Here is a 25,111-nt window from a genome sequence, read left to right as displayed (position 1 = left end):
CGATGCGTTACCTGCTGCTGGTCCTCGCGCTGGCGATTCCCTCCCTGGCCCTGGCGCAAGCGACGGGACCGGTCGCCACGCTCGACCGCAGCACGGTCGGCGTGGGCGAGACGGTGACGCTGAGCATCGAGGTCGGCGACGAGTCCACGGATGAGCCGGACCTGTCTCCTTTGCAGAACGACTTCACCATTCTGGGGACCTCGACCAACCACTCCCTGAGTATCGTCAACGGGCGACGTGAGGCGCACACCATTCTCGGCGTGGCCTTGCGCCCCCGACGAGAGGGGCACCTGACCATTCCCGGCATCGCGGTGGGCGCCCAGCGCACGCAGCCCGTATCGCTCGAGGTGGCTGCTTCGTCCGACACCAGCGCCACCGCAGGTGACCGGCCGGTGGTCTTGGAAGGCAAGGCCGAACCGGCCCAGGCCTACGTCGGCCAACAGATCGACTACACGCTTCGCCTGTATTTCGCGGTGAATCTTGCCGACGGCCAGCTTGGCGATCCTTCGGCGGAAGGTGCCGAGGTTCGTCGCATCGGACAGGACGCGAACTATCAGAACGTTCGTGGTGGCCGTCGCTTCAACGTGATCGAACGGCACTACGCGATCTTCCCCCAGCGCGCGGGCAGCCTCGAGATCCAGCCACCCACCTTCCAGGGCACGGCGGTCGATCCGACCGATGCAGGGTCGTTTTTCGGCGCGGGCGCACCGGTCAGCGCCGTCGCCGAACGCCTCCACATCACGGTTCGCGAGCGCCCTTCGTCGTCGGCACCGGACGCCGCGTGGATCCCCGCACGTGAGCTGAAACTCGGCCTTGAGGGACTTCCTCCCGACGGTAAGGGACGCGTCGGCCAGCCGATGACCCTGACCATGCGCCTCGACGCGGTGGGCATGCCGTTCGAAGCGCTGCCCGCCTTGTCACTGCCGAAAATCGACGGGGCCGACGTTTATCCGGACAAGGCCGTTACCGGTGGCGGGACCAGCGGCTCCTGGGTGACCGGTCGGCGCCAGCAGGGCTTCGCCGTGGTGCCGACACGCACCGGTACGCTGCACATTCCCGAGACGACCCTGCACTGGTGGAACGTGGTCACCGATAAGGCGGAAGTCGCCACGGTGCCGGCCCACGACATCGAGATCGCCGCCGGCGCGGGAGCGCCAGTGCCCGGCGCCGGTATACCGGTCACCCCGGCGTCCGCTACGCCATCGACACCCGGCGCCGCCGCGCCGGCTTCCGCCGTGTCATCGACACCTTGGCGCTGGCTTTTCCTGGCTGTACTGCTTCTATGGGTGGCAACGGTCGCGGTGTGGCTTCTCTTTGGCCGCCGTCGTCCGAAAAGCGCCGTCGCGGCGGTACCGCGCGAGCCTCTCCGCGAACGCCCCGCAAGGGAAGCGTTCCTTTCTTCGACCTCCGGCGATGCGGCGACGGCGGATCGTTTGCTCCTGGCCTGGGCGCAGACGGTCCGGCCCTCGTTGCGTAGCACGGGTGCCCTGGCGGAGGCGCTGGCCAGTGGCGATCAACGCGACGCGATCGCGATGCTGCAGCGTGCTCGTTTCGCCAGTGGAGCGGTCGATGGCGCGGCCCTGAAGGCCGCTTTCAAGCGCGGATTCGACTGGTCGGGCCGGCCGGTGGGCGACGGACCTTCGGGGCTGCCGCCGCTGTACCCACGCTAAGCCCGGAGCAATCGCTCGTAGACCCCGGTCATCGATGGCCCGAAAGTGCAGAACACGACACGTTCGGGCTGCCACGGTGCGGATCGCAGGGTCTCTGTCGCGATCGCCGCGGCGGCATCGGCGGGGTAGCCAAATACCCCGGCGCTTATCGCTGGCAGCGCGATGGATGCGACCTCGTGGGTTTCGGCAAGTTTGAGAACATTCCTATAGCAGTCGGCCAGCCGTTCCGGTTCGCCATGACGGCCCCCGTGCCAGACCGGGCCGACGGTGTGGATGACGAGGCGGGCGGGCAGGTCGAAGCCGCCCGTGATACGTGCCTCCCCGGTTGGGCAGCGCACCCCCGGGGCCACCTCCGGCAGCGCCCGGCAGGCCGCCAGCAGGGCCGGTCCGGCCGCCCGGTGGATGGCACCGTCCACGCCTCCGCCGCCCAGCAGGGACTCATTGGCGGCATTGACGATAGCGTCCACCGCCAGCCGTGTGATGTCGGTCTCGATCACTTCGAACCTCATGCCGCATCCTTCTGTGACGGTGGCGCCGCAATTGGCTAGGATGGCTGTACTCCCTGGCAGCTTGCTCCTACGTTATGGCCGATACACTCAAAGTTGAAGACATCTCGTTCGGTTATCTCCTGAACGACGTGACCTTGCTCTTCCGCAAGCACTTCGACCGGAGGGCCGTGCGCTTTGGCCTGACCCGCGCCCAATGGCGCGCTCTGAAGGCCCTCCACCGGCGCCCGGGGATGCGGCAGAACGAGCTGGCCGAACAGCTGGACATGGAGCCGATCGCGGTGGGTCGCGTCATCGACCGCCTGCAGGCTGCCGGATTCGTGGAGCGCCGTGCCGACCCGAAGGACCGGCGCGCCTGGCGTCTTCACGATACCGAGCAGGCACGGGGTGTCATCGACGGCATGGAAGATATCGCCCGCGGGCTTCGCCGCGACGCCACGGCCGGAATCTCTCCCGATGATCTCAACATGATGCTCACGGTCCTGGACCGCATGAAAGATAACCTCCAGAGCCTCGATGGTCCGTCCGAGGAAAACTGATCGCGAGGTCAACCGAAGTCACGGAGATGCGTTAGCGATAACGATGTCCGAACTGAAAACAGTCCGCGCTCCCCAGCGCGGCGACCGGACCCCCAGGATTCGGCCGGAGCCTACATGCAACGTTCCCCAGGGAAGAAATTTCTCCTTTTAGCTCTGCTGGTTGCCGTCGGCGCCATCGCTGCCACGATCTGGCGCCACGATGCGGGCGGCAAGGACGGCCCTAAACCCGGCGACAAGGCCGCGGCCGGGGTGCCGGTGACCACGGCTGTCGCGACTCGCGGTGAGATCGATCTTTCGTTGAAGGTGATCGGCCGCGCCGAGGCCTATTCCACGGTGAACGTCCGTTCCCGGGTGAGTGGCCAGCTCGAATCCCTGGCTTTTACACCGGGCACGCATGTGAAGAAAGGCGACCTGCTCGCCCGGGTCGATCCGCGTCCACTGAAAGCCGCCTACGACCAGGCGCAAGGCAACGTGTCGCGCGACCAGGCGCAGTTGGTCAAAGCCGAGGCCGATCTGGCCCGCTATGAAAACATGCTCGGCAAGGGGTTCGTCAGCCGCGCCGACTACGACTTGTACAAGGCGAACCTCGGCGTCGCCCGGGCCGCCCTCGAAAGCGATCGTGCCGCCGCGCGCGCTGCGCAGACCCAGCTCGACTTCACCACGATCAGCGCGCCGTTCGACGGTGTCACCGGCGCGCCGCTGGCGTATCCCGGCGCCACGTTGACGGCCGACACCACGGACATCGTGGTGCTCAACGAGGTCGACCCCATCCGTGTCGCCTTTTCCATTCCGGAAGACAGCCTGTCCGCGGTGCGTACCAGCCTGCGAAACGGGACCCTGCCCGTGCAGGCGACGATCCCGGGCGACAAGGGCGTGCCGGTGCAGGGCGAACTCGAATTCATCGACAACGCGGTGGATGCCACCACGGGAACGATCATCCTCAAGGGCCGCTTCGAAAATGCGAACGGCCGGCTCACGCCAGGCCAGTTCGCCGACGTCACCCTGCCCACGACGCGTCTGACCGATGCGGTGAGCGTGCCGGTGATCGCCCTGCAGAGCTCCACGTCCGGCTCTTTTGTCTTCGTCGTCAAACCGGACAAGACCGTGGAGCAGCGCAGCGTCACGACAGGTGCGACGACCGCCGATCGCGCCGTGATCGACAAGGGCTTGCAAGGCGGTGAGCGGGTCGTCATCGAAGGACAGATGCTGCTCGTCGACGGCGCACGCGTGCGCTTCGACAAGGGCTGAGGAGGGCGCATGAACCTCCCGGAACTCTGTATCCGTCGGCCGGTGATGACGACGTTGCTGATGGCTGCGCTGGTCATCTTCGGCATCGCCGCGTACCCGCGGTTGCCGGTGAACGAATTGCCCAACGTCGATTTCCCGACGATCAACATCAGCGCCTCCCTGCCAGGCGCGTCGCCGGAGACGATGGCGTCATCGGTGGCGACACCGCTCGAGTCCCAGCTATCGACCGTGGCAGGCATCGACTCGATGACCTCGTCCAGTTCGCTCGGCTCGACCACGATCACCGTCACCTTTTCGCTCGACCGCAGCATCGATGGCGCGGCGCAGGACGTGCAGGCGGCCATTTCCGCTGCCCAGCGTCAGCTGCCGCAGGACATGCCCACGCCGCCGACCTATCGCAAGGTCAATCCGGCCGACGCGCCGATCCTCTTCCTCACCATGCAGTCGTCGACGCTACCGTTGTCCACGGTGGACGACTACGCGGAGACCGAACTCGCCCAGCGGTTGTCGATGGTCGACGGCGTGGCCCAGGTGAACGTCTACGGCTCGCAGAAATACGCTGTGCGCATCGCCGTCGATCCGGATCGGCTGGCCGCGACCGGCATCGGCGTGGACAAGATGGTCGACGCGATCGCTGCCGCCAACGTCAACAAGGCCACGGGCTCGCTCAACGGGCGGCGGCAGCTGCTGTCCATTCGCTCGGATGGCCAGTTGATGCGTGCCGCCGATTACGGGCAGATCGTCGTGGCCTATCGCAATGGCGCACCCGTGCGGCTGTCCGATATCGCCGTGCCGCGCGACAGCGTGCAGGACGACCAGAAGGCCAGCTGGTACAACGGTACGCGCGCCATCACCCTCGCCATCCAGCGTCAGCCGGGCGCGAATACGGTGGAGACGGTCGACAAGATCCTCTCCCTGCTGCCGAATTTCAGCGCCACCCTGYCGCCATCGGTGAAGCTGGACGTGATGTACGACCGCTCCGATTCGATCCGCGATTCGGTGCACGACGTGCAGTTCACCCTGGTCCTCGCCGGCATCCTCGTCGTCATCGTGATCTACCTGTTCCTCGGTAATGCCTCGGCCACGTTGATTCCCGCCGTGGCCTTGCCTATCTCGGTGCTGGGCACCTTTGGCGCGATGTTCGCGCTCGGCTACAGCCTGGATAACCTGTCCCTGCTTGCGCTGACCCTTGCGGTGGGCTTTGTCGTCGACGACGCCATCGTGATGCTCGAGAACATCATGCGTCACATCGAACTGGGCGAAACGCCGTTCGACGCGGCGGTGAAGGGCGCCAACGAAATCGGCTTCACGATCTTCTCGATGACGTTGTCACTGGTCGCGGTGTTCATCCCGGTCATGTTCATGAGTGGCATCGTCGGGCGGCTGTTCCATGAGTTTGCCGTCGTCATCAGTGTCTCCATCCTGATCTCGGGTTTCGTCTCGATCACGCTCACGCCGATGTTGTGCAGCCGCTTCGTCAAGGCTCATGCGCACGACAAACGCAGCTTTATCGTGGTCTGGTTCGATCGTGGCTTTGCGTCGATGACCAACGGTTACACGAGTACGCTGGCCTGGTGCATGCGCCACCCGCGCACCGTCGTCGGTGTCTTCGCGCTGAGCCTTGTGGCGACGGGCGTCCTGTTCGTGATCACCCCGAAGGACTTCATCCCCGCGGGCGACAGCGGTCAGCTGCGTGTCACCACCGAAGGTCCCACGGACATCTCGTTCGCGGCGATGTCCGCGCGGCAGCAGTCACTGGCCGACATGGCGCTGAAGGATCCGAACATCGAAGGTGTCATGTCGAGCGTCGGTGCCGGCGGTGCCCGTGCCACGATCAACTCGGGCTCCCTGCTGCTCCGTCTGAAGGATCCCGCCGAGCGCGGACGCACCACGCCCGACCAGATCATCCAGGAACTGCGGCACAAATTCGCCGAGGTGCCGGGCATCCGCACCTATATCCAGAATCCGCCATCGATCCAGGTCGGTGGGCGACAGTCGAAGGCGCAGTACCAGTACACGGTGCAATCGACCGACCTGCATGCGCTGTACGACTGGTCGGGCAAGCTGGTCGCGGCGTTCCAGAAACTGCCCGGTTTCCAGGACGTGACCACGGACCTCGATCTCAACAGCCCGTCGATGGTGGTCACGGTCAATCGCAACAAGCTGGCGCCGCTGGGTCTGACGATGGACCAAGTGCAGACCGCGCTGGGTTCGGCCTTCGGCGAGAACCAGATTTCGACCATCTATGGATCGGCGACGCAGTACTGGGTGATCCTCCAGGTCGAACGACGCATGCAGGACGATCCCGCTGTCCTGTCGAAGCTGTATGTCACGGCGGACAGCGGCAAGCTCGTGCCGTTGAATACGGTGGCCAGCTTCGAGCGCAAGCCACAGGTGCTGACGGTGAACCACCAGGGCCAGCTGCCTGCTGTCACCGTGTCGTTCAATCTCGCACCGGGCGTATCGCTCAGCGACGCCGTGGCGAGCATCGATCGTGCGACGACCGAGCTGAAATTGCCGCCGACATTGAGCGGCAGCGTGCAGGGCACCGCACAGGCCTTTCAGGATTCGGTGAAGGGTATGGGCCTGTTGCTGTTGCTCGCGGTATTCGTCATCTACCTCGTGCTGGGCATCCTCTATGAGAGCTTCATCCACCCGCTGACGATTCTCTCGGGCCTGCCCGCCGCAGCGGTGGGTGCCTTGTTGACATTGGTGATATTCAACGCCTCGCTGGATCTGTTCGCCTTCGTCGGCATCATCATGCTGGTGGGCATCGTGAAGAAGAACGCGATCATGATGATCGACTTCGCCCTGGAGCGTCAGCGAGAGGGCGGCGTCACGCCGCACGAGGCGATCGCCGAGGCCTGCCGTGTGCGTTTTCGTCCGATCATGATGACGACGGCCGCCGCGTTCGCCGGCACGCTACCGATCGCTCTCGGCATTGGCGCTGGCGCATCGACACGGCAGCCACTGGGCCTGGCCGTGGTGGGTGGCCTGGTGGTCTCGCAGATCCTGACGCTCTATCTCACGCCGGTGATTTACTTGTACATGAATCGCCTGCAGGAACGCCTGGCGCCTGCGAAGAAGCTAGAGACACATCCGGCACATTGATGCCTGGCTTTGTGTAGGAGCCGATTCATCGGCGATGCTCTTCGGCTTCATCGCTCCGTTGGTCTTTCGCCGCTGAAGCGGCTCCCACATTGCTGCGGGAGCCGCACCGGTCAATCAATCGTGCGCGCCGTCCTTCGCGAATGCGCCCGGCTTCGAACCGAAATCGCCGTTGGCCTGGGCGGCCATGTAGGCGAACGCGGCATACACCGCCACATTCTGGGCCAGCGCCTTCGGGTCGATCTTGTCGAGCGTGTCGTTGGCGTTGTGGTGGTAGTCGAAGTAGTCCGTGCCGTCCTGGGTGAGCGACAGCGCCGCCATGCCCTTGCCATGCATTTGCGACAGGTCGGAGCCGCCGCCGCCGGGCTTGCTGGCATCGTAGGCGACGCCGATCGGCTCGACCACCTTGGCGATCTGCTGGATCGCGCCGAGGGCCTCGGGCTTTACGCTCGCCGTCATGCGCCAGATACGGCCGGCGCCGAAGTCGGACTCGGTGCCGAGCTGGAACTTCGCCACGTCCTTCGCATGGGCTTCGGCGTAGGCGCGGCCGCCCCACAGACCCATTTCCTCGTTGGCGAAGGCGATGACGCGGATCGTTCGGTCGGGGCGCTGCGGCATGTCCTCGATGAGCTTGGCGGCTGCGGCGGCAATCGCCACGCCGGCGCCATCGTCGATGGCCCCGGTGCCCAGATCCCATGAATCGAGGTGGCCGCCGATGGCGACGACTTCGTTCGGATACTTGCGGCCGGTGACTTCGGCAATGACGTTCGCACCTTCGTAGGTGCCGGCAAAGCCGACATCGAGGTCCAGCTTGAGCGTGACCGGCTTACCTTCCTTCAGTACGCGCTCGAGCTGGTCCGCATCCGGCAGCGACAGGGCAGCGGCGGGAATCGCCTGCTTCGGATCGGTAAAGCCGGTGACGCCCGTGTGCGGGGTGCGGCTGTGCGCATCGGTGCCGGCGGAACGCAGCAGGTAAGCCGCCGCGCCCATCTGTGCGGCGAGGACCGCACCGCGCGTGCGCGTGGCTGAGCCCATGCCGTAGTCGTGTCCATCCTTCTGCTGCTGCATGTGCGTGCTGACGTAGACGATCTTGCCCTTGACGCTCGCCGGGTCCGCGGCCTTGAGTGCATCGAGGTCGTTGAAGGCGACCACGTCGGCCGTGAGGCCGCCAGCGGGGGTGCCCGCCGAATAACCGAGTGCGGTAAGTGCCAGCGGCTGCGGGAAGGGCGCAACGATCGCCCCGTGTTCGCTGCGGCGCTGCCACAGCGGGTAACTCACCTTCTCGGTGTAGACCTTGTCGAAGCCCATGGCCTTGAACTTTGCCACCGTCCAGGCGACGCCACGTGCATCGGCGGCACTGCCGGCGAGTCGCGGGCCGACTTCGGTGGTGAGTGCGGAGACGAACTCGTAACCTGTGTTGTCATTCATCGCGCGATCGCGCAGTTCGGTCGCGGCGGTCACGGCCTTGTCAGGAATCGTCGTGGCCTTGTCGGCGGCGTGGGCGGAGAAGGCGAGCGCAAGACACGCGGCCAGCGCGTGGAGACGAAGCGTATGACGCATGGGGACCCCCGGGGACGGAAAGGTCGATTATGACCCTACGGAGGGGTCCGACCGCGTAGGTAGGAAGTCATGCATGGGATGCCTCAGCTGCCTGTCGGCGCCGTCGCAGGCAGGCTGACGACAACGCGAAGGCCCCCGTCCTTGCGGTTGCGCAACGCCACGGCGCCGCCGTGGTCGAGCACGATGGCGCGAACCGTGGCCAGCCCCAGGCCGATGCCGCCGGTATCGCGGTTGCGAGAGGCTTCCAGGCGAAAGAACGGTTCGAACACCTGTTGCTGCATGGTTTCGGGGATGCCCGGGCCATCATCGTCCACTTCCAGGACACACCCGTCGCCGGTGCTGCGCAGGCGCAGGCGCACGCGTTCGCCGTACTTGAGTCCGTTCTCGACCAGGTTGATCACGGCGCGACGCAGCGCGACCGGGTCGCCTTCGATCGTAATGGCCGTGCCGGGCTGCACGGTCACGTCGTGGCCGATATCGGCGAGATCGTCCACAACGCTCTCCACCAGCAAACGGACGTCCAGCCGGTGACGGTGCACGCCAAGCGAGCGGTCGCGAATAAAGTCCAGGGCCGCCGAGATCATCGTCTTCATCTCCTGGATGTCCGCATCGACCTTCTCGGCGAGCGGTGAAGGCAGTCCGTCCAGTCGGAACGTCAGGCGCGTGAGTGGTGTGCGCAGGTCATGCGCAATCGCAGCGATCATCTGCGTGCGTTCCTGCAGCAGGCGGTTGATGCGTGCTTGCATGGCGTTGAACGAATCGACCGCCTGGCGCATTTCAGGTGGGCCTTCCCGCACGACGGGTGGCGCACTGGTATCGCTTCCCAACCGTTGCGCCGCCTCGGAAAAACGCCGGATCGGTGCGGCAAGCGCGCGGGCGAAGAGAAAGGCCAGGGGCAACAGGACGAGGACACCGAGAGCGAGCAGCAGGAAGATCTGCTGCTCGAGCACCGTGGGAAAGGGCTCGACCGGGACGGTCGCCACTCGCCAACGGCCATCTGCCTGCCTCAGGGCGACGATCGACCCGCCGCCGAGACCGAGTCGCATCGGGCCGTGCGCACCCGGTAGCTCGCGCTCGGTGACGAAGACACGCAGTCGGTCGCTGGATACCCGGAATATGTCCGCCAGATGCATGGCGACGATGTCCGAGGCCTTGCTGTCGAACGACGCCGGCGGCGGCGGTGGTCCTGGCACCGTGGCGATATCCAGGTCGGCGTCGCCACGATGGTCGAAATCCGCGCCCGGGGGCGGTCCGCCTTCACCGGGATGGAGATGATCGTCGCCAAAAGGCCGGTTGCCGAAGGGCGACGTCTCGGGCTGCAGCACGGCGGCCAGTTCAAAGAGGCTCACCGCCGAAGGTCGCAGGGGAGGCCTGATGACAAGGACGGCGAAGCCGATCGCCGCGGCGACCAGCAGCGCGCCGACCATCATCAGGAACGTGCGGGAGAAGATCGACAGTCGGGACAGGTGCATCACAGGCGCGATACCTTGGGAACCAACATGTAGCCCTCGTTACGCACGGTGCGGATCATTTCTTCGTGCACGCGGTCGTTGAGCTTGCGCCGCAGACGGCTGATCTGGGTATCGATCGCGCGGTCGAATACCTCCGAGCGGCCGCCATGCACCAGGTCGAGCAACTGGTCGCGGCTGAGGATGCGCTGCGGATGCTCCACGAAGCTGCGCAACAGCGCGAACTCGCCATCGGACAGATTGATGAAGATGCCGGTCGGGTCGCGCAGATCGCGTCGGGTCACATCCAGACGCCAGCCGGCGAAGCCGTAGGGCCGGGCGTCCTCGGCGGCAACCGGCTCGCTATTGCCGGTTCTGCGCAATACCGCGCGGACGCGCGCGAGCAGCTCGCGCGGATTGCACGGCTTGGCGAGGTAATCGTCGGCGCCGACTTCCAGGCCGATGATGCGGTCCGTGTCACCGCCCAGTGCGCTAAGGATGATGACGGGCGGCCCCTTGTCGGCCGCCAGGCGCCTGGCCGCGCTCAAGCCATCCTCCCCCGGCATCATCACGTCGAGCACGACAAGGTCGGGGCGCTCGCGCTCGATCGCCAGGTTCATCTGCAGGGCATTCTCGGCCGACTGCACGCGATACCCGTGACCACCGAGGAATTCCGTGATCAGGCTGCGCAGTTCGGGGTCGTCGTCGACGACGAGGATGAGCGACTGAAGATCCATGGCCATGCATAGCTTGATACCAGATCAGTCTACGGCGCGTTTGCCGGCTCGGCAAAGAAGCCGACACAAAGCGGACACACGCGGACAACCGGCGGTGACGGGCGCCCATTAGCGTGGGCTCTCCCGCTCGGTCCCATGGATGCCCAACGCATGAAGCCCTTTCCCACGCTGCCTTCCCTGTTGTTCGTTTTTGGCGCGCTCCTCGTCGCGGTCGCATCGGCCCAGGAGCCGCCGCACGCCCGGCCACCGCAGGATCCCCAGATCGAGGCGGCGCTCGACGATTGCTGGATCGATATCGACGGCAAGGCGGATGACCCGGACGATGGCGTCGATGCCGACCTGATGGATCTGTGCATGGCCGACAAGGGCTTCGATACACCGCCGGAACCGCCTCCGCGCCCCGATGGCGGCCCGCCGCCTCGTCGTTCCAGTCCCTGATCCGGGAGTCGCACGCATTGTCTACCTCGTACCACGACTTACCGACACGCTCCGGTACGCCGGCATACAGTCCTGCCGCGCTGCAGTTCTGGCAGGACTTTTCCCGGCGGCAGGGCATGAGCACGATGCTCGATGGCTACGCCGGCGAACACCTGCGCCTGGCCACCTTCCGGCACAGCCCACACGTCATGACGGGCGACTCCCTGGCGCGCATCCACCGGGGCGCCGCGCTCCTGTGCCATCACGTGGACGGTGGCGCCAGCGTCGAGCAGCACGGGCGGCGGGGCGATATAGCCACGGGCGACTTCTGCCTGATCGACCTCTCCCGGCCCTTCCGCCTGCAGATCGGAGTTGCCACGGTGCAGACGCTTTACCTGCCCCTTACAGCGCTTCGCGAGGCCATGCCGAGGCTCGATCAGTTGTCGGCGATCGGTCTTCACGGGCACCTGAGCGCCGTAGGCTATCTGCGCGTGCTTTTCCACGAGCTTTTTGCGCACGCCTCCGAACTCACGGAGGCCGTGGCCGATCGCGTGGCCGACGCGATACCGCACATGCTTGCGGCGGCCTTCGAATCCATGGCGGCGGTAGAGACCTCGCCTTCGCAACTTCGCCAACAGTACAAGCAGCAGGTGCGGCGCTTCGTGCGGGACCGCCTGGCCGATCCTGCGTTATGTGTCGAAATGATCGGTGCCGGGGTCGGGTTATCCCCTAGCTACCTCTTCGAGCTGTTTGCCGACGAATCGATGACCCTGATGCGCTGGGTGCGTGCCGAGCGGCTCGCGCGGTGCCGTCGTGAACTTGCGGATCCCGCCCTGCGTCACCGCAGCATCGCGCAGGTGGCGCAGTCATGGGGCTTCGGTGACATGACGCACTTCAGTCGTTGCTTTCGCGACGCTTTCAGTACGTCGCCGCGCGAATTTCGCCAGTCCAGCCTTGAAGGAAGGCAGCAGCAATAAGTTCCTCCGGACGTCTATACGTCCGACAAATCGTCAAGTTGCACGGCATTTTCCGCCGCATGCGAACGTCGACTTAACACTAAATTGAGGTTGTGGCGATCGCCACGACTCACGACGTTTCAAGCGCGTCGCCGGGCCACGTGGGGAACAGCGCCTGCCGGGCGCCCGCCCGGCGGCGACGCCAATCCATCTTTCGGGGAGTGCTTCACAGTGCTGATGAATCAATTCAAATGGGTGCGCCTTAGCCGGATCAGCCTCGCGCTGAGCGTGGCCTTGGGTAGCGCGGGGGCCATCGCCCAGTCGACGACGGGCAGTATTTTCGGACAAGCACCGGCGGCCGCAGGTGAAACAGTGCAGGCCAAGAGCACGTCGGGCCTGACACGCGAGGTGGCTGTCGACGCGGAGGGGCGCTACAGCATCGGTTCGCTGCCGCTGGGCACGTATACCGTGGCACTCATGCAAGGCGGCAAAGCTGTCGACTCACGTGGTGACGTCACACTCCGCGTCGGCTCGGGAACGGAGGTCTCGTTTGCGGCCGCCGCAGCCGGTGCGACCGCGCTGGGCTCGGTGACGGTCTCCGCCAACGCCTTGCCGGCGATCGATGTAACCAGCGTCGACGCACGCACCGTCATTACGTCCGAGCAGCTGGCGAAACTGCCGCTGTCGCGCAGCGCCGAAGCGATCGCCTTGCTCGCACCCGGTGTCGTTCCGGGCTATAGCGGCTTCAAGAGCGGCACCACCGGTGGATCGCTGGTGTCGTTCAGTGGCTCCTCGGTCACCGAGAACGCTTATTATCTCAATGGCTTCAATACGACTGATCCGTTGAGCGGATTCGGCGGCATCAGCCTTCCGTATGGTGCGATCGACCAGCAGGAAATCCTCAGCGGCGGCTACGGTGCCGCCTACGGTCGATCCGACGGCGGTGTGATCAGCCAGAGCGGCAAGCGCGGCACCAACGAATGGCACTTCGGTGCGCAGGTGCAGTGGACGCCGGGGTCGCTCGAAGGCGTGAGTCCCAGTTCGTACTACGTCACCGGAGCGAACGCAGGGGACATCTACCGTCGCTATTCGGACAACAAGTCCTGGACGACCACCGAGAGCGCGTATGTCGGCGGCCCCCTGATCAAGGACAAACTGTTCTTCTTCGCCGCCGTCGAAGAGTCGAAGAACGTCGGTAACAGCGTGGGTTCGGTCACGTCGTCGTACAACACGAACTACGAGTATCACGATCCGAAGTGGTACTCGAAGATCGACTGGAACATCACCGACAACAACATCCTCGAATTGACGGGCGCCTCGCAAAAGGATTCGTACAAGGGCAACCTCTACAACTACGACTACGCGACCAACACGACCGGGTCGTTGAACAGCTACGACACGTCGACCAAGCAAAGTGCCGACGTCTACGTCGCCAAGTTCACCAGCTACATCACGGACGATCTGACGCTTACCGCCCTCTACGGCAAGCAGAAGATGACGTACTACAGCACGACGCCGGGATACGATCCGTCTCTCACGTACATCAATGGTTCGGAGTTCGAGAACCCCGCCATCACCGGCGGCAACTCCATCGTCAATTCGCAGACGGTGCTGACCGCCAATGATCCGAGTCACCGTGCCACAACGAACAACCTGCGCCTGGACCTGTCGTGGAAGATCGGCGATCACACGATCACCGGTGGTATCGACAACCTCAATTCGCACGATATCGATGACGGCGAAACCGGTAATGCCTGGCTATACGGCTACGGTGACCCGGCGACCGCTATCAGCGACAGCCCGTTTGTCGCCGCACCGAATACCGGCGCCGGTGGTGAAGAGGGTTACTACGTATCGAAGTATCTCTACAGCACGGCAGCGTCGGTGCGGGTGAAGCAGCGGGCGCAGTACATCGAAGATAGCTGGCAGGTGGACGATCGCTGGCTGGTGAAGATCGGCCTGCGTAACGACCAGTTCACCAACTACAACCCGAACGGCGATGCTTTCCTTCGCATGACGAAGCCGCAGTGGGCACCTCGCCTGGGCTTCAGCTGGGATGTGAACGGCGATTCGACGCTCAAGGTCTATGGCAATGCGGGCCGCTACTACCTGGCCATGCCCGCCTCCGTCGCCCTGCGTGCGGCCGCCGGCTCGCTGTACACGAACCAGTACTACACCTACACCGGTATCGACGGTAACGGTAATCCGACCGGCCTGACCCAGCTCGCTTCGGCGACGGGCGGCGCGGTGTCGGCGAACAACGAATACGGCCAGTCGCCGGATGCGAAGACGGTGGCGGCCAGCAACATTCAGTCCGAGTACCAGGACGAATACCTGCTTGGCTTCACCCAGCAGATCAACCCGGACTACGTGTGGGGCATGAAGGCGCAGGTCCGCAAACTGCGCAACATCCTCGACGATATCTGCGATACCGACACGATCACCGCCAAGGCCCAGTCGCTCGGTTATGACGTGGACGCCAGCTCGCTCAACGGCTGCTACCTTTCGAACCCGGGTCGTAGCAATACCTACCGTATTCCGGACGGCGCGGGCGGTTACAACAGCGTCAGCGTGTCTGCCGACGATTTCGGCATGCCGAAGGCCAAGCGCAGTTACTACGGTCTGGAAACGTTCCTCGAGCATCCGTTCGATGGCACGTGGCAGGCCAAGGTGGATTACGTCTTCTCGCGTAGCTACGGCGATACCGAGGGACAGGTGCGTTCCGATATCGGCCAGACCGACGTCTCGGCGACGGTGGACTGGGACTTCGGCAAGCTCATGGAGAACTCCAACGGCCTGCTCTCCAACGATCGCAAGCACCAACTGAAGATCTACGGTTCCTGGCAGGCGGCGAAGGAGTGGATGCTCTCGGCCAACGTGGCGATCCTTTCCGGTACGCCGAAGACCTGCCTGGGCTATTACGGTGCGGATGAAAGCAATCCGGTCGGTTACGGCAGCTACTACCACTACTGCGGTGGTGAAGCCTCACCGCCGGGTGCGGCCGGTCRCCAGCCCTGGCAGCACATCGTCTCGCTTTCGGCGGAATACCGTCCGATGTGGGCAAACCAGAAACTTGGCTTCAATGTAATGGTCTATAACGCGCTGGGTGAATCCGTGCCCACGGCGACGTACGTGCTTTATGGCAGCACTGCGGCGCTCAATACCAACTACAACAAGGTCACCTACTTCAGTCAGCCGCGTTATGTGCGTTTCGGCATCAACTACGACTTCTGATAGCGCGCCTGCTTAAACCCGAATACCAATAATAAGTGCTCGAGCCGGTGACGGCTCAACTCCCGGGCATAACGAGTCTCCCCAGATAGGCCGCCGATACCCCATCGGCGGCCTCTTTTTTTATGCGGATAGCTCGCGACGCGAGCTCATGTTTCTGCGGCTTTGCCGCCTCACGCTCGTGCTGCTGGGGAGTCGCGATCGGGTCGACCCTTGGGACCGCCGGCGCAGCTCTTCGAGGCGGGCCGTAGCTGCGCTTTCGCTCGCACGGGAACTGAGCGGCCCTCAGCTCATGCGGCCCCAAGGGCCAACTCGACCGCGACACCAGACGGTGAGGTTGCTTGATGCAAAAGCGCAACGCGCGCTTCGCCAGTCATCATTTGACAGGGGAGAGGCTGCGCAAATGCAGGAGCCGCTTCAGCGGCGAACCCTCAGGCTCTCGCGCTTTCGAGTGAGGCCTTGTGCTGTTCGGGCGAGCGGTTCAACAGCCCGCACGATGCGAGATAGAGCTTCATTCGTGACACCAACGCTGAGGGTTCGCCGATGAATCGGCTCCTACACCAGAAGCGCTTCGAGCTTGTGGGCGGTGAGCTCGACCGGAAACCACCTCAGCGTTCGGTGGCGCGAGGGGCAAGGCCCTTGGGGCCGCATGAGCTGAGGGCGGCCCCGACCAGCTGACGGAGCGAGGGACCGGCTACCGCCCGCCTCGAAGAGCTGCGCCGGCGGCCCCAAGGGCCTTGCCCCTCGCGGCTTTCGTCAGCGATTACGGCGCCGGCTTCATCGCTCTGTTGGCTTTTCGCCGATGAATCGGCTCCTACATGGCTTCATCGCCGATGAATCGGCTCTTACCGTTTTTCTAGGGGCGCTGCTGCGAGCGGAGCAGGTCGCGGATCTCGGTGAGGAGAACGACATCCGCGGCCGGTGCGGCCGGGGCTTCTTCTTCGCGGCGGGTGAGGCGGTTGATCGCCTTGACCACGATGAAGATCGCGATGGCGACGATGAGGAATTGGATCAGCACGTTGATGAAGACGCCGTACTGGATCGCCACTTCGGCTTTCTTCGCGACCGCATCGGCCGGTTTGAGCACCCACTTGTAATCGGAGAAGTCGATGCCGCCGATCAACCAGCCGATGGGCGGCATGATGATGTTCTCGACCAACGAGGTGACGATCTTGCCGAAGGCGGCACCAATAACGACACCGACGGCCAGGTCGACGACGTTACCGCGTAGAGCGAATTTCTTGAATTCCGCGACGAAACTCATCGGTGGTTTCTCCTTATTGGCTGAACGTGGAACGTAGGAAACTAGCGGGCTGGATGTCGGCAGTTTGCGAAGTCAGCTCACGCGCCCTTCGAGCGTGGCCACGCCATCGAGGGTCGCACGGAATGTGTCGCCACGCATCAGGGCGGAAACACCGGCCGGCGTGCCGGTGTAGACGATGTCGCCCGCCTTGAGCTCGAACAGCTTCGACAAGGCGCTGAGGATTTCAGGCACGTCCAGGACCATGTCACCCAGGGTGGCCTCCTGGCGCAGCTCGCCGTTGATTTCCAGCGAGATGCGCGTGGCGGCGGTCGGGATGACTTCCGATGCCGGGACCAGGGCCGAGATGGGCGCCGAATGGTCGAAGCCCTTGGCGACGTCCCACGGTGCGCCCTTGGCCTTGGCCTGCGCTTGCAGGTCACGGCGCGTCAGGTCCAGGCCCACGCCGTAGCCCCAGACCAGCTTGCCCGCCTCTGCGACGGACAGGTCCGAGCCGCCAGCGCCCAAGGCAACCACCATCTCGACTTCGTGGTGAAGATCGCTGGTGGCCGAGGGGTAGGGTACGTCGGCGCCATCGGTGACGATGGCATCGGCGGGCTTGGTGAAGAACATCGGGTTCGCCTTGTCCACCGAGGCACCCATTTCGCGGGCGTGGTCGGCGTAGTTGCGGCCAATGCAGAAAATGCGGCGGACCGGGAAACGCGCGGTCTGGCCGACGACGGGAATGCTCGGCTGGGCCGGCGCGGGGATGATCGTATTCATCGCATCAGGTTAGCAGGTGACACCTGTCACGGCAGATGACTGATGGGCGGAAGTGGTGCAGCGTCGGCCCGGGTCGCATGATCTTGCTATCCAGTGGGATCTCAGGGGCAGAGGGAAGCATGAATTCGAACGCTGAGCTGCTGCGGCAGCTGAAGATCGATAAATCGCACAAGGAAGCCCATGGGGGCGGGGGCGGCGGCAAGGGCCTCCGCCTCGCGCTTATCGTTGGGGGCGTCATCGTGGTGCTGCTCGCCGTGGGCGCCGGTGCCTGGGCCCTGGTCGCCCATCGGCCGGTCGAGGTGACGACCGCCACGGCGGTGGTGCCGTCCGCCCATGCGGAGGCAGGGGCGGTGCTCCAGGCCACCGGTTACGTGACGGCGCGTCGCCAGGCCACGGTCTCCGCCCAGATCACCGGCACACTGACCGAGGTGCTGATCGAGGAGGGCGACCGGGTAAAGAAGGGGCAGGTGCTCGCCCGCCTCGAGGACAATGCCCTGCGCGCCGGTCTCGACGCCGCCCGTGCCAGTGCCGCGGCGGCCCGCGCCACCGTCGCCCAGACCCAGGCCCAGCTCGACCAGAACCTGCGCGACGCCGATCGCGCCGAGTCGCTGGTCGGACGGGGGTTGGTATCGAAGCAGGTGTCGGAGCAGGCCCGCACCCAGGCCAATACCTTTCGCGCGCAACTCAACACGGCGCGACGTCAGGCGGATTCCGCCGACGCGCAGGTGCAGGTCGGGCAGGTCAATCTCGACTACACCGTCATTCGTGCGCCCTTCGACGGCGTGATCACGGACAAGGCGGCACAGGTCGGCGAGATCGTCTCGCCGCTCTCCGCTGGCGGTGGATTCACGCGCACCGGCGTCGGCACGATCGTCGACATGGACTCCCTGGAGATCGATGTCGACGTCAACGAGGCCTATATCGGCCGCGTACAGCCCGACATGCCAGCCGAGGCGGTGCTCGACGCGTACCCGGACTGGACGATCCCGGCCCATGTGATCGCCATCGTGCCGGCCGCCGATCGGGGCAAGGCCACGGTGAAGGTGCGCGTCGCGCTCGAGAACAAGGACGCACGCATCGTGCCCGACATGGGTGTGCGAGTGTCTTTCCTGGAACGCCGCGCCACCGCGACATCGACGCTTCCCAAGGGCGTGTTCGTTCCCGCCGCGGCCATCGTGCAACGCGACGGTCACGACGTCATCTTCGTCGTCACCGACGACACGGCACGGCGCCGTGTCGTGACCGCCGCGACAACGGGCAGCGCGGACATGCGCCTGGTCAGCGACGGCGTGACGCCGGGCGACACGGTCGTCGTCGCACCCCCCGCATCCCTCGCCGACGGCACCGCCGTCAGCATCGCCAAAACCACACCCTGACGCGTACGGAGACAGAACGATGGCTACCCTGATCGACATCCAGGATCTCTCCAAGGTTTACGAACGCGGCCGACAGAAAGTGGAAGTGCTGCACGGCGTGAACCTGAAGATCGAGGAAGGCGACTTCCTCGCCCTGATGGGACCTTCGGGTTCGGGCAAGACCACGCTGTTGAACCTGATCGGCGGACTGGATACGCCCACGGGCGGCAGCATCACGGTGGCCGGTGAGCGCATCGATCGACTCGGCTCCGGCGCGCTGGCCAAATGGCGTGCCGCGCATGTCGGCTTCGTCTTCCAGTTCTACAACCTCATGCCCATGCTGACCGGCCAGCGCAACGTGGAACTGCCGCTGTTGCTGACCAAGCTCTCGGCGGCGCAGCGCAAGCAGAACGCGTCGATCGCGTTGCAACTGGTGGGTCTGTCCGACCGCGCCACACACAAACCCTCGGAACTCTCCGGCGGCCAGCAGCAGCGTGTCGCGATCGCACGAGCCATCGTGTCCGATCCGACCTTGCTCGTCTGCGATGAACCGACCGGCGATCTCGATCGGCAATCCGCCGAGGAGATCCTCGGTCTCCTGCGTGAACTCAATCGCGAGCATGGCAAGACCATCGTGATGGTCACCCACGATCCCAAGGCCGCCGAGTACGCCAACCACACGCTACACCTCGACAAGGGCACCCTCGTCGAACAAGCCGTGGCCTGAGGGAGGACCTCCGCATGAAATACATGCATCTCATCTGGGCGGCGCTGTTCCGGCGCAAGTCCCGTACCTTCCTGACCCTGGTGTCGATCCTTGCCGCCTTCCWGCTCTTCGGCATGCTCGACGCCACACGCGCGGCCTTCGATTCGGGCGACAGCGTGATCGGCGTGGATCGCCTGATCACCACCTCGCGTTATTCGATCATCCAGTCGCTGCCGGCCAGCCTGCAGACGCGCATGGAAGCCATCCCCGGTGTGAAGTCGGTGGGCTACGCGAACTGGTTCGGCGGTATCTACCAGGATCCGAAGAACTTCGTTCTCAGTTTTGCCGTCAGCGACAATTACCTCGACATCTACCACGAGATGGAATTGCCGGCGGACCAGCGGAAAGCGTACGACAACACGCGAACCGGTGCGATCGTCGGCGATGCGCTGGCCAAGCGCTTCGGCTGGAAGGTGGGCGACAAGATCCCGCTGCAGTCGACGATCTTTCCCCAGCGTAACGGCGACAAGACCTGGCCCTTCGACATCGTCGGCATCTATACGCCGGCCAAGGGCGCGGCCAACGGCACGGACCAGCAGTTCTTTTTTCATCACAAGTATTTTGAAGACGCCAACGCGTTCCACAGCATCGGCACCACCGTGGGCTGGTATGTGGTGAAACTCACCTCCGCCGACAAGGCCGACAGCGTGGCCAAGGCGATCGACGCGCTGTCCGCCAATTCCGATCACGAGACCAAGACGCAGACCGAGCAGGCCTTCAATGCCTCGTTTGCCAAGCAGCTCGGCGACATCGGCCTCATCGTCTCGGCGATCATGGGTGCGGTGTTTTTCACTCTCATCCTGCTTACCGGCAACACCATGGCGCAGGCGGTGCGCGAGCGCACGAACGAACTGGCCGTGCTGAAGACCATCGGTTTTTCCAGCCAGAGCGTGCTGGGCATGGTGCTGGCCGAAGGCGTGCTGTTGCTGGTCTTGGGAGGCGTGTTGGGGCTGGCAGCGGCTGGCGTTGTCGTGCCCATAGTCACCAAGCTAAGCGGTGGCGCACTCAACCTCCCGCCAATCGGTACCTCCACCTGGATCCTCGGACTCGTGCTGATGGTCGTGATCGGTGCGCTCGTCGGCGCACTCCCCGCCATCCGCGCCATGCGTCTCAACATCGTCGACGCGCTCGCCGGGCGCTGAGGAATACTCCATGACTGCCTTGAAGAAACTCGGTTTCGGCCTACTGATGCTGCTCATCGTCGCGGCCTTCCTCGCCCTCTGGATCGCCTTGCCCTGGCAAGGTGTCGTGGCGCTCGCTGTGGTGCTCGCGCTTTGGATGGCCCTGACCCGCCGCGGACGACAGACCTGGCAGGTAACCCGCGTGGGGCTGGCGACAATCACCCAACGGCTGGGCTCGTCCTCGGTCGTCGTGGTCGGCATCGCCGGTGTGGTCGGCGTGCTGGTGGCCATGCTGGCCATGAGCGACGGCTTTGCGGAAACGCTGCGATCGACGGGTAACGATCGCACTGCGATCGTGCTACGCGGCGGATCGCAGGCCGAACTCAATTCGATCCTCGACCGCGACAGCGCCAATATCGTGATGCAGGCGCCAGGCGTGAAGAAGGATGCGCAAGGCAAGCCGATCGCGTCCGGTGAGTTGGTGGTGGTTGCCAACCTGCCACGCCGGGGCGATCCGAACAGCGACTCCAACGTACCCATTCGTGGCGTGAGCGACGACGTCTGGAAACTGAGGGACCAGGTAAAGATCGTCGAAGGGCGCACGTTCCGACCCGGGCTAGGCGAAATCATCGTCGGCAAGGGTGCAAAGGCGCAGTTCGAGGGTATCGACGTGGGCAAGACCCTCCGCCTTGCCGGGCAGAGCTGGACCGTGGTTGGTGTCTTCGAGTCGCACGATGCGCTCGAGTCCGAACTGTGGGCCGATACGCAGAGCGTGGCATCGGCCTATCGCCGCGGCAGTAGCGTGCAGTCGGTCACCGTGCTGCTGGATTCGCCGAAGGCCTTCGACACGCTCAAGGCCAGCCTCGTCGCCGATCCGCGGCTGAAGGTGGATGTCAGCACCACCCAGGAGTACTTCAGCAAGCAATCCGAAGGCCTGACCAAGGTGCTGCGTGCGGTGGGCATCACGGTGGGCGTCATCATGGCCATCGGCGCGATCTTCGGCGCGCTCAATACGATGTTCGCCGCCATCCAGGCACGCGCCCGTGAAATCGCCACGCTGCGTGCGATCGGCTTCCGCGGGGTTCCGGTGGTGGTCTCGGTCATGCTCGAAACGATGATGCTGGCCCTGCTTGGCGGACTCATCGGGGCGGGCGTGGTCTGGCTCGTCTTCAATGGTTATTCGACCTCCACACTCGGCGCCAACTTCAGCCAGGTGGTGTTCCGCTTCCATGTCAGTGGCGCGCTGTTGTGGACCGGCATCAAGTGGGCGCTCGCCATCGGCTTCATCGGCGGGCTGTTTCCGGCGCTTCGTGCCGCGCGCGTCCCCGTGACCACGGCGTTGCGGGAGCTTTGAGCCGGATTCCCGCGCGGCGCATTACAGCGCGTCGCGCGGTTCGCGAACGCCTGGCTCGCCCTGCTCGATGCACGCATGAGCATGCATCAACCAGCGTCCGCCACGGTCCAGGCAGGCGTCGTACTCCAGGTAATCCGCGACGGGCGAGGCGGCGCCCGTCGTCGGACCTGCGCGAAAGCTCTGGCAGGAGGCCACGGCAAGGATGGCGATACCAAACAGTGTGCCGCCGCGGGCACAGCTCAGGTAGACGCACCGCGAGCACTGCGACGACTTCGGGGTAAGGCCAGACATGGGCGCTCCTGCGAGTGAGAGCCCGAGCCTAGGTGTCGCTATGACCGACCAACATCGAATAATTCTGAAAAGTGATCTGCAAAGGGTGTAGATGCGACCGACTTCACAAAATACGGTCGTCAGGCCTTGCGCGTACGCATCAGTGTGATAGTGCCGACGCCCACCAGGATGATGGCCATGCCGGCGAGATCGAACGGCCCCACGTGTTCGCCGGCCACGGCCACGCCGAACAGCACGGCGACCGGCGGGTTCACATAGGCATAGCTCGTGGCCAGCGCCGGACGCACGGTCTTGAGCACGTAGAGGTAAGCGCTGAAGGCGACGATGGAGCCGAACACGATGAGATAGGCCAGGGCGACGGTGGCGCCGACCTGCGGATGCGCGGGGAATCGCTCGCCATGGAGCAGGGCGATGATGGTCAGCGACACGCTTGCGCAAAGCATCTGTGCCGCCGTGTTCATCGGACCTGACGGCATGTCCTGGCGCTTGGACCAGACCGAACCGAATGCCCATGCCATCGCGGCGCAAATCAGCGCGATCGCACCGAGCGGCGATCCGGACAGCCCGGCGCCCAGGTTGAGCACGACGACGCCGACGAAGCCCAGCAGGAGGCCGACGGTCTCGCCACGGGTGGGCCATTCACGATAGAGGCCACCGAACACCGCCGCGAACAGCGGCATGCTCGCCACCGCGACCGCGGCGATACCCGAACTCACCGATTGCTCGGCGAAGCAGACCAATCCGTTGCCCCCGGCCAGTAGCAGGGTGCCGACGATGGCCGCGTTCTTCCACTGACGGGCGGTCGGCAAGGTCACCCCGCGCAGGCGCAACACGGCGAACAGGAGCACGCCGGCAATGGCGAATCGGATCGCCGCGAGCATGAAAGGCGGGTAGCTCACCAGGGCGTAGCGGATGCCGAGGTAGGTCGAGCCCCAGATCAGGTACATCGATAACAGGGACAAGGGCACCAACCAGCGCGGGCTGGTGGCGACCGGGGCATCTTTCACGGTACAGGCGGCGTCGGACATGGGGGATCCAGGCTGAATCCGGAACGATATCGTCGCCGCGCGGGCGGCGGTAGCGAAACGTTCGAAGGTCAGCCTTGAGCGGCGCTCATGGCGCGTTCGGTCGCCAGCAACTGCTGCTTGATGTCCACGCCCCATCGCCAGCCGCCCAGGCTGCCATCTTCGCGGATGATGCGATGGCAGGGCACGAGCAGGGCGAGCTTGTTGCTGCCACAGGCGCGGCCGATCGCCCGTGCCGCCTTGGGCACGCCGAGCTTCGCGGCGAGCTCGCCATAGCTGAGGGTTTCGCCGCGTGGGATACGCGTCAACGCATCCCAGACACGCCACTGGAACGCGGTGGCGGCGACATCGATCGGCGGCATCGCCGGCGTATCGCCCTCGTCCCAACCGAGGTCCCGGGTGACGCGCGCGATAGCGGCATCGAGCCATTCGTCGCGGCCTTCGTCCACGCGTTCGCGGGCGGCGAGCGGGAACTCGTCGGCAAGTCGCGTTTCCAGGGCCGCATCGTCGTCGCCCAGGGTCACCGAGCAGATGCCCTTTGCCGTGGTGGCGACCAGCAGGCGTCCGAGCGGTGTGCCGGTGGTGGTGTAGCGGATCGAGGCGCCGGCACCGCCGGCCCGATAGCTGGCGGGTGTCATGCCCAGCTGACGGTCGCTTTCCTCGTACACGCGACTGCCCGAGCCAAAACCTGCCTCGTAGACCGCGTCCGTCACGGGAGCGCCGCCTCGCAAGGCCTCGCGCAGTTGCCCGAAGCGCCGCGCACGGGCGTACTCCGCCGGGCTGACGCCATAGCGGCGACGGAAGGCGCGTTGCAGGTGGGTCGGGCTGAGTCCCGCCACGGCGGCGAGCGTGGCGAGATCGCTGGCGCTGTCGTCGCGATCGAGCGCGACGCGGACACGTTCAAGGGCGTCGTCGGTGGCGGGGCGCATGGGCTGGACCTGGGTTTTCATCGTGGCCTCCAATCGTTGGAGACCAGCGTAGGCGGGGGCGTGCCCCGTCACCATCCGCTTCTTGCGCGGACAGGAACTTAGTGGTGCACCGGGTCGTGCTGGCGGATCACGACGAACTCGCCCTCGAGGACCTTGGGCTCCTGCGCGTGCGCGGTCGACGCCGCCGACGGGCGGGGCGCGGCAGAAGCGCCACCGCGAGCGAGCTTCCACTGGCGCACGGCCAGGAAGACGAGGCCCCCGGCCAGCAAGACGCCAATGACGACCACACCGAACACCAGCAGGACGCCAAGCACGGCCAGTCCGGCCACGATGGACAGGGCGCGGGCGAGTGGATTCCGCGAGCGACGAACGGGCGGGAAGACGAAGCGCATTGGTTAAAAATCCGTATGGCACAATGACATGCGTGGTACCCCTTTACCTTGGGGCAACCCATCCTCATAGACAAGTGCCATGACTCCTAACGCCGACACCCCTCCTCTCTGCCTTCTGGCCGACATCCCCGACGGTAACGCCATCGAAGTCGAAGCTCTCGTCAACCATGAGGTGGAGTCACTTCTGGTCTACCGGCACGGCGACGAAGCGCGCGCCTATTTCAATGTCTGTCCGCATGCCGGTCGGCGGCTCGATTACGCGCCTGGCCGCTTTCTGGTCCGCAGTGGGACGATTATCTGCGCTGTGCACGGGGCCACTTTTACGGCAGACAGCGGTGACTGCACGGCGGGACCCTGCCGCGGCGACCGGCTCAGAGGTGTGCCTGTCACGGTGCTCGACGGTGAAGTACGGCTAGCTTGAGATATGTCTCAAAC

At 64.9% G+C, this 25,111-nt stretch carries 22 protein-coding genes; 12 read left to right on the top strand and 10 right to left on the bottom strand.

The annotated features are described in order from the left end of the window. Window positions 1-2: 2 nt before the first annotated feature. Window positions 3-1,670 (top strand): BatD family protein, encoded by a 1,668-nt coding sequence (locus tag AC1DYM_RS03380; RefSeq protein ID WP_477335935.1) that lies wholly within the window; start codon window positions 3-5, stop codon window positions 1,668-1,670. Here the strand turns inward: AC1DYM_RS03380 and AC1DYM_RS03375 are convergent. Beyond that, window positions 1,667-2,179 carry an O-acetyl-ADP-ribose deacetylase gene (locus tag AC1DYM_RS03375; protein ID WP_477335933.1) on the bottom strand — a complete coding sequence of 171 codons (513 nt, stop codon included), beginning with the start codon at window positions 2,177-2,179 and terminating at the stop codon, window positions 1,667-1,669. The two genes, AC1DYM_RS03380 and AC1DYM_RS03375, sit on opposite strands and share 4 nt — an antisense overlap. Window positions 2,180-2,253: 74 nt before the next feature. Between AC1DYM_RS03375 and AC1DYM_RS03370 the strand changes: the two genes are divergently transcribed. From AC1DYM_RS03370 to AC1DYM_RS03360, 3 genes are all read left to right on the top strand, one after another. After that, a complete protein-coding gene (locus AC1DYM_RS03370; protein ID WP_477335931.1) occupies window positions 2,254-2,715 on the top strand; it encodes a MarR family winged helix-turn-helix transcriptional regulator in 462 nt (153 codons plus the stop codon). A gap of 114 nt (window positions 2,716-2,829) precedes the next feature. Beyond that, a complete protein-coding gene (locus AC1DYM_RS03365; RefSeq protein WP_477335929.1) occupies window positions 2,830-3,963 on the top strand; it encodes an efflux RND transporter periplasmic adaptor subunit in 1,134 nt (377 codons plus the stop codon). A 9-nt stretch (window positions 3,964-3,972) separates the two neighbouring features. Then, window positions 3,973-7,074 (top strand): efflux RND transporter permease subunit, encoded by a 3,102-nt coding sequence (locus AC1DYM_RS03360; RefSeq protein ID WP_477335927.1) that lies wholly within the window; start codon window positions 3,973-3,975, stop codon window positions 7,072-7,074. A gap of 114 nt (window positions 7,075-7,188) precedes the next feature. Here AC1DYM_RS03360 and AC1DYM_RS03355 read toward each other — a convergent pair whose 3' ends face one another. The 3 genes from AC1DYM_RS03355 to AC1DYM_RS03345 form a co-directional block, all read right to left on the bottom strand. Next, window positions 7,189-8,631 (bottom strand): M20/M25/M40 family metallo-hydrolase, encoded by a 1,443-nt coding sequence (locus AC1DYM_RS03355; protein WP_477335925.1) that lies wholly within the window; start codon window positions 8,629-8,631, stop codon window positions 7,189-7,191. An 83-nt stretch (window positions 8,632-8,714) separates the two neighbouring features. Further along, on the bottom strand, window positions 8,715-10,103 hold the full coding sequence (locus tag AC1DYM_RS03350; RefSeq protein WP_477335923.1) for a sensor histidine kinase: 1,389 nt from the start codon (window positions 10,101-10,103) through the stop codon (window positions 8,715-8,717). After that, entirely contained in the window at window positions 10,103-10,816 is a 714-nt protein-coding gene (locus AC1DYM_RS03345; RefSeq protein WP_477335976.1) for a response regulator, read from the bottom strand. The genes AC1DYM_RS03350 and AC1DYM_RS03345 overlap by 1 nt, the downstream gene beginning before the upstream one ends. Before the next feature lie 150 nt (window positions 10,817-10,966). Here AC1DYM_RS03345 and AC1DYM_RS03340 point away from each other — a divergent pair, with 150 nt between their 5' ends. The 3 genes from AC1DYM_RS03340 to AC1DYM_RS03330 all read left to right on the top strand — a co-directional run bounded on the left by AC1DYM_RS03340 (window position 10,967) and on the right by AC1DYM_RS03330 (window position 15,423). Then, entirely contained in the window at window positions 10,967-11,254 is a 288-nt protein-coding gene (locus AC1DYM_RS03340) for a hypothetical protein (protein ID WP_477335921.1), read from the top strand. A gap of 17 nt (window positions 11,255-11,271) precedes the next feature. Then, window positions 11,272-12,210, top strand: coding sequence for a helix-turn-helix domain-containing protein (locus AC1DYM_RS03335; protein WP_477335919.1), 939 nt, complete (start codon window positions 11,272-11,274; stop codon window positions 12,208-12,210). Between the two features lie 216 nt (window positions 12,211-12,426). Continuing rightward, window positions 12,427-15,423 (top strand): TonB-dependent receptor, encoded by a 2,997-nt coding sequence (locus tag AC1DYM_RS03330; RefSeq protein WP_477335917.1) that lies wholly within the window; start codon window positions 12,427-12,429, stop codon window positions 15,421-15,423. An 853-nt stretch (window positions 15,424-16,276) separates the two neighbouring features. On the opposite strand, the gene mscL is transcribed toward AC1DYM_RS03330, so the two are convergent. Next, on the bottom strand, window positions 16,277-16,684 hold the full coding sequence (gene mscL / locus AC1DYM_RS03325) for a large-conductance mechanosensitive channel protein MscL (RefSeq protein WP_477335915.1): 408 nt from the start codon (window positions 16,682-16,684) through the stop codon (window positions 16,277-16,279). Between the two features lie 72 nt (window positions 16,685-16,756). Further along, window positions 16,757-17,443, bottom strand: a complete 687-nt coding sequence (locus AC1DYM_RS03320; protein WP_477335913.1) for a fumarylacetoacetate hydrolase family protein — start codon at window positions 17,441-17,443, stop codon at window positions 16,757-16,759. A gap of 119 nt (window positions 17,444-17,562) precedes the next feature. On the opposite strand from AC1DYM_RS03320, the gene AC1DYM_RS03315 reads away from it, so the two are divergent. The 4 genes from AC1DYM_RS03315 to AC1DYM_RS03300 are packed head-to-tail and all read left to right on the top strand — an operon-like array spanning window position 17,563 to window position 22,039. Further along, window positions 17,563-18,819 (top strand): efflux RND transporter periplasmic adaptor subunit, encoded by a 1,257-nt coding sequence (locus AC1DYM_RS03315; RefSeq protein WP_477335911.1) that lies wholly within the window; start codon window positions 17,563-17,565, stop codon window positions 18,817-18,819. A gap of 19 nt (window positions 18,820-18,838) precedes the next feature. Further along, window positions 18,839-19,525 (top strand): ABC transporter ATP-binding protein, encoded by a 687-nt coding sequence (locus AC1DYM_RS03310; RefSeq protein ID WP_477335909.1) that lies wholly within the window; start codon window positions 18,839-18,841, stop codon window positions 19,523-19,525. Between the two features lie 14 nt (window positions 19,526-19,539). Next, window positions 19,540-20,706 carry an ABC transporter permease gene (locus tag AC1DYM_RS03305; RefSeq protein ID WP_477335907.1) on the top strand — a complete coding sequence of 389 codons (1,167 nt, stop codon included), beginning with the start codon at window positions 19,540-19,542 and terminating at the stop codon, window positions 20,704-20,706. A 10-nt stretch (window positions 20,707-20,716) separates the two neighbouring features. After that, window positions 20,717-22,039 carry an ABC transporter permease gene (locus AC1DYM_RS03300; protein WP_477335905.1) on the top strand — a complete coding sequence of 441 codons (1,323 nt, stop codon included), beginning with the start codon at window positions 20,717-20,719 and terminating at the stop codon, window positions 22,037-22,039. A 21-nt stretch (window positions 22,040-22,060) separates the two neighbouring features. On the opposite strand, the gene AC1DYM_RS03295 is transcribed toward AC1DYM_RS03300, so the two are convergent. The 4 genes from AC1DYM_RS03295 to AC1DYM_RS03280 form a co-directional block, all read right to left on the bottom strand. Then, a complete protein-coding gene (locus AC1DYM_RS03295) occupies window positions 22,061-22,330 on the bottom strand; it encodes a hypothetical protein (protein ID WP_477335903.1) in 270 nt (89 codons plus the stop codon). 119 nt (window positions 22,331-22,449) lie between these two features. Next, on the bottom strand, window positions 22,450-23,358 hold the full coding sequence (gene yedA / locus AC1DYM_RS03290; protein ID WP_477335901.1) for a drug/metabolite exporter YedA: 909 nt from the start codon (window positions 23,356-23,358) through the stop codon (window positions 22,450-22,452). 68 nt (window positions 23,359-23,426) lie between these two features. Then, window positions 23,427-24,305, bottom strand: a complete 879-nt coding sequence (locus AC1DYM_RS03285; RefSeq protein WP_477335899.1) for a methylated-DNA--[protein]-cysteine S-methyltransferase — start codon at window positions 24,303-24,305, stop codon at window positions 23,427-23,429. Window positions 24,306-24,382: 77 nt separating this feature from the next. Continuing rightward, the gene (locus tag AC1DYM_RS03280; RefSeq protein ID WP_477335897.1) at window positions 24,383-24,676 is read right to left on the bottom strand and encodes a hypothetical protein; all 294 of its coding nucleotides are present in this window, start codon (window positions 24,674-24,676) and stop codon (window positions 24,383-24,385) included. Between the two features lie 79 nt (window positions 24,677-24,755). Between AC1DYM_RS03280 and AC1DYM_RS03275 the strand changes: the two genes are divergently transcribed. Next, the gene (locus AC1DYM_RS03275; RefSeq protein ID WP_477335895.1) at window positions 24,756-25,097 is read left to right on the top strand and encodes a Rieske (2Fe-2S) protein; all 342 of its coding nucleotides are present in this window, start codon (window positions 24,756-24,758) and stop codon (window positions 25,095-25,097) included. Window positions 25,098-25,111: the final 14 nt, after the last annotated feature.

This window comes from Luteibacter sp. P1_D3 (genome assembly GCF_056406135.1).
The sequence above is the reverse complement of the archived record's forward strand: the minus strand, read 5'-3'. Positions and strand labels throughout refer to the sequence as shown.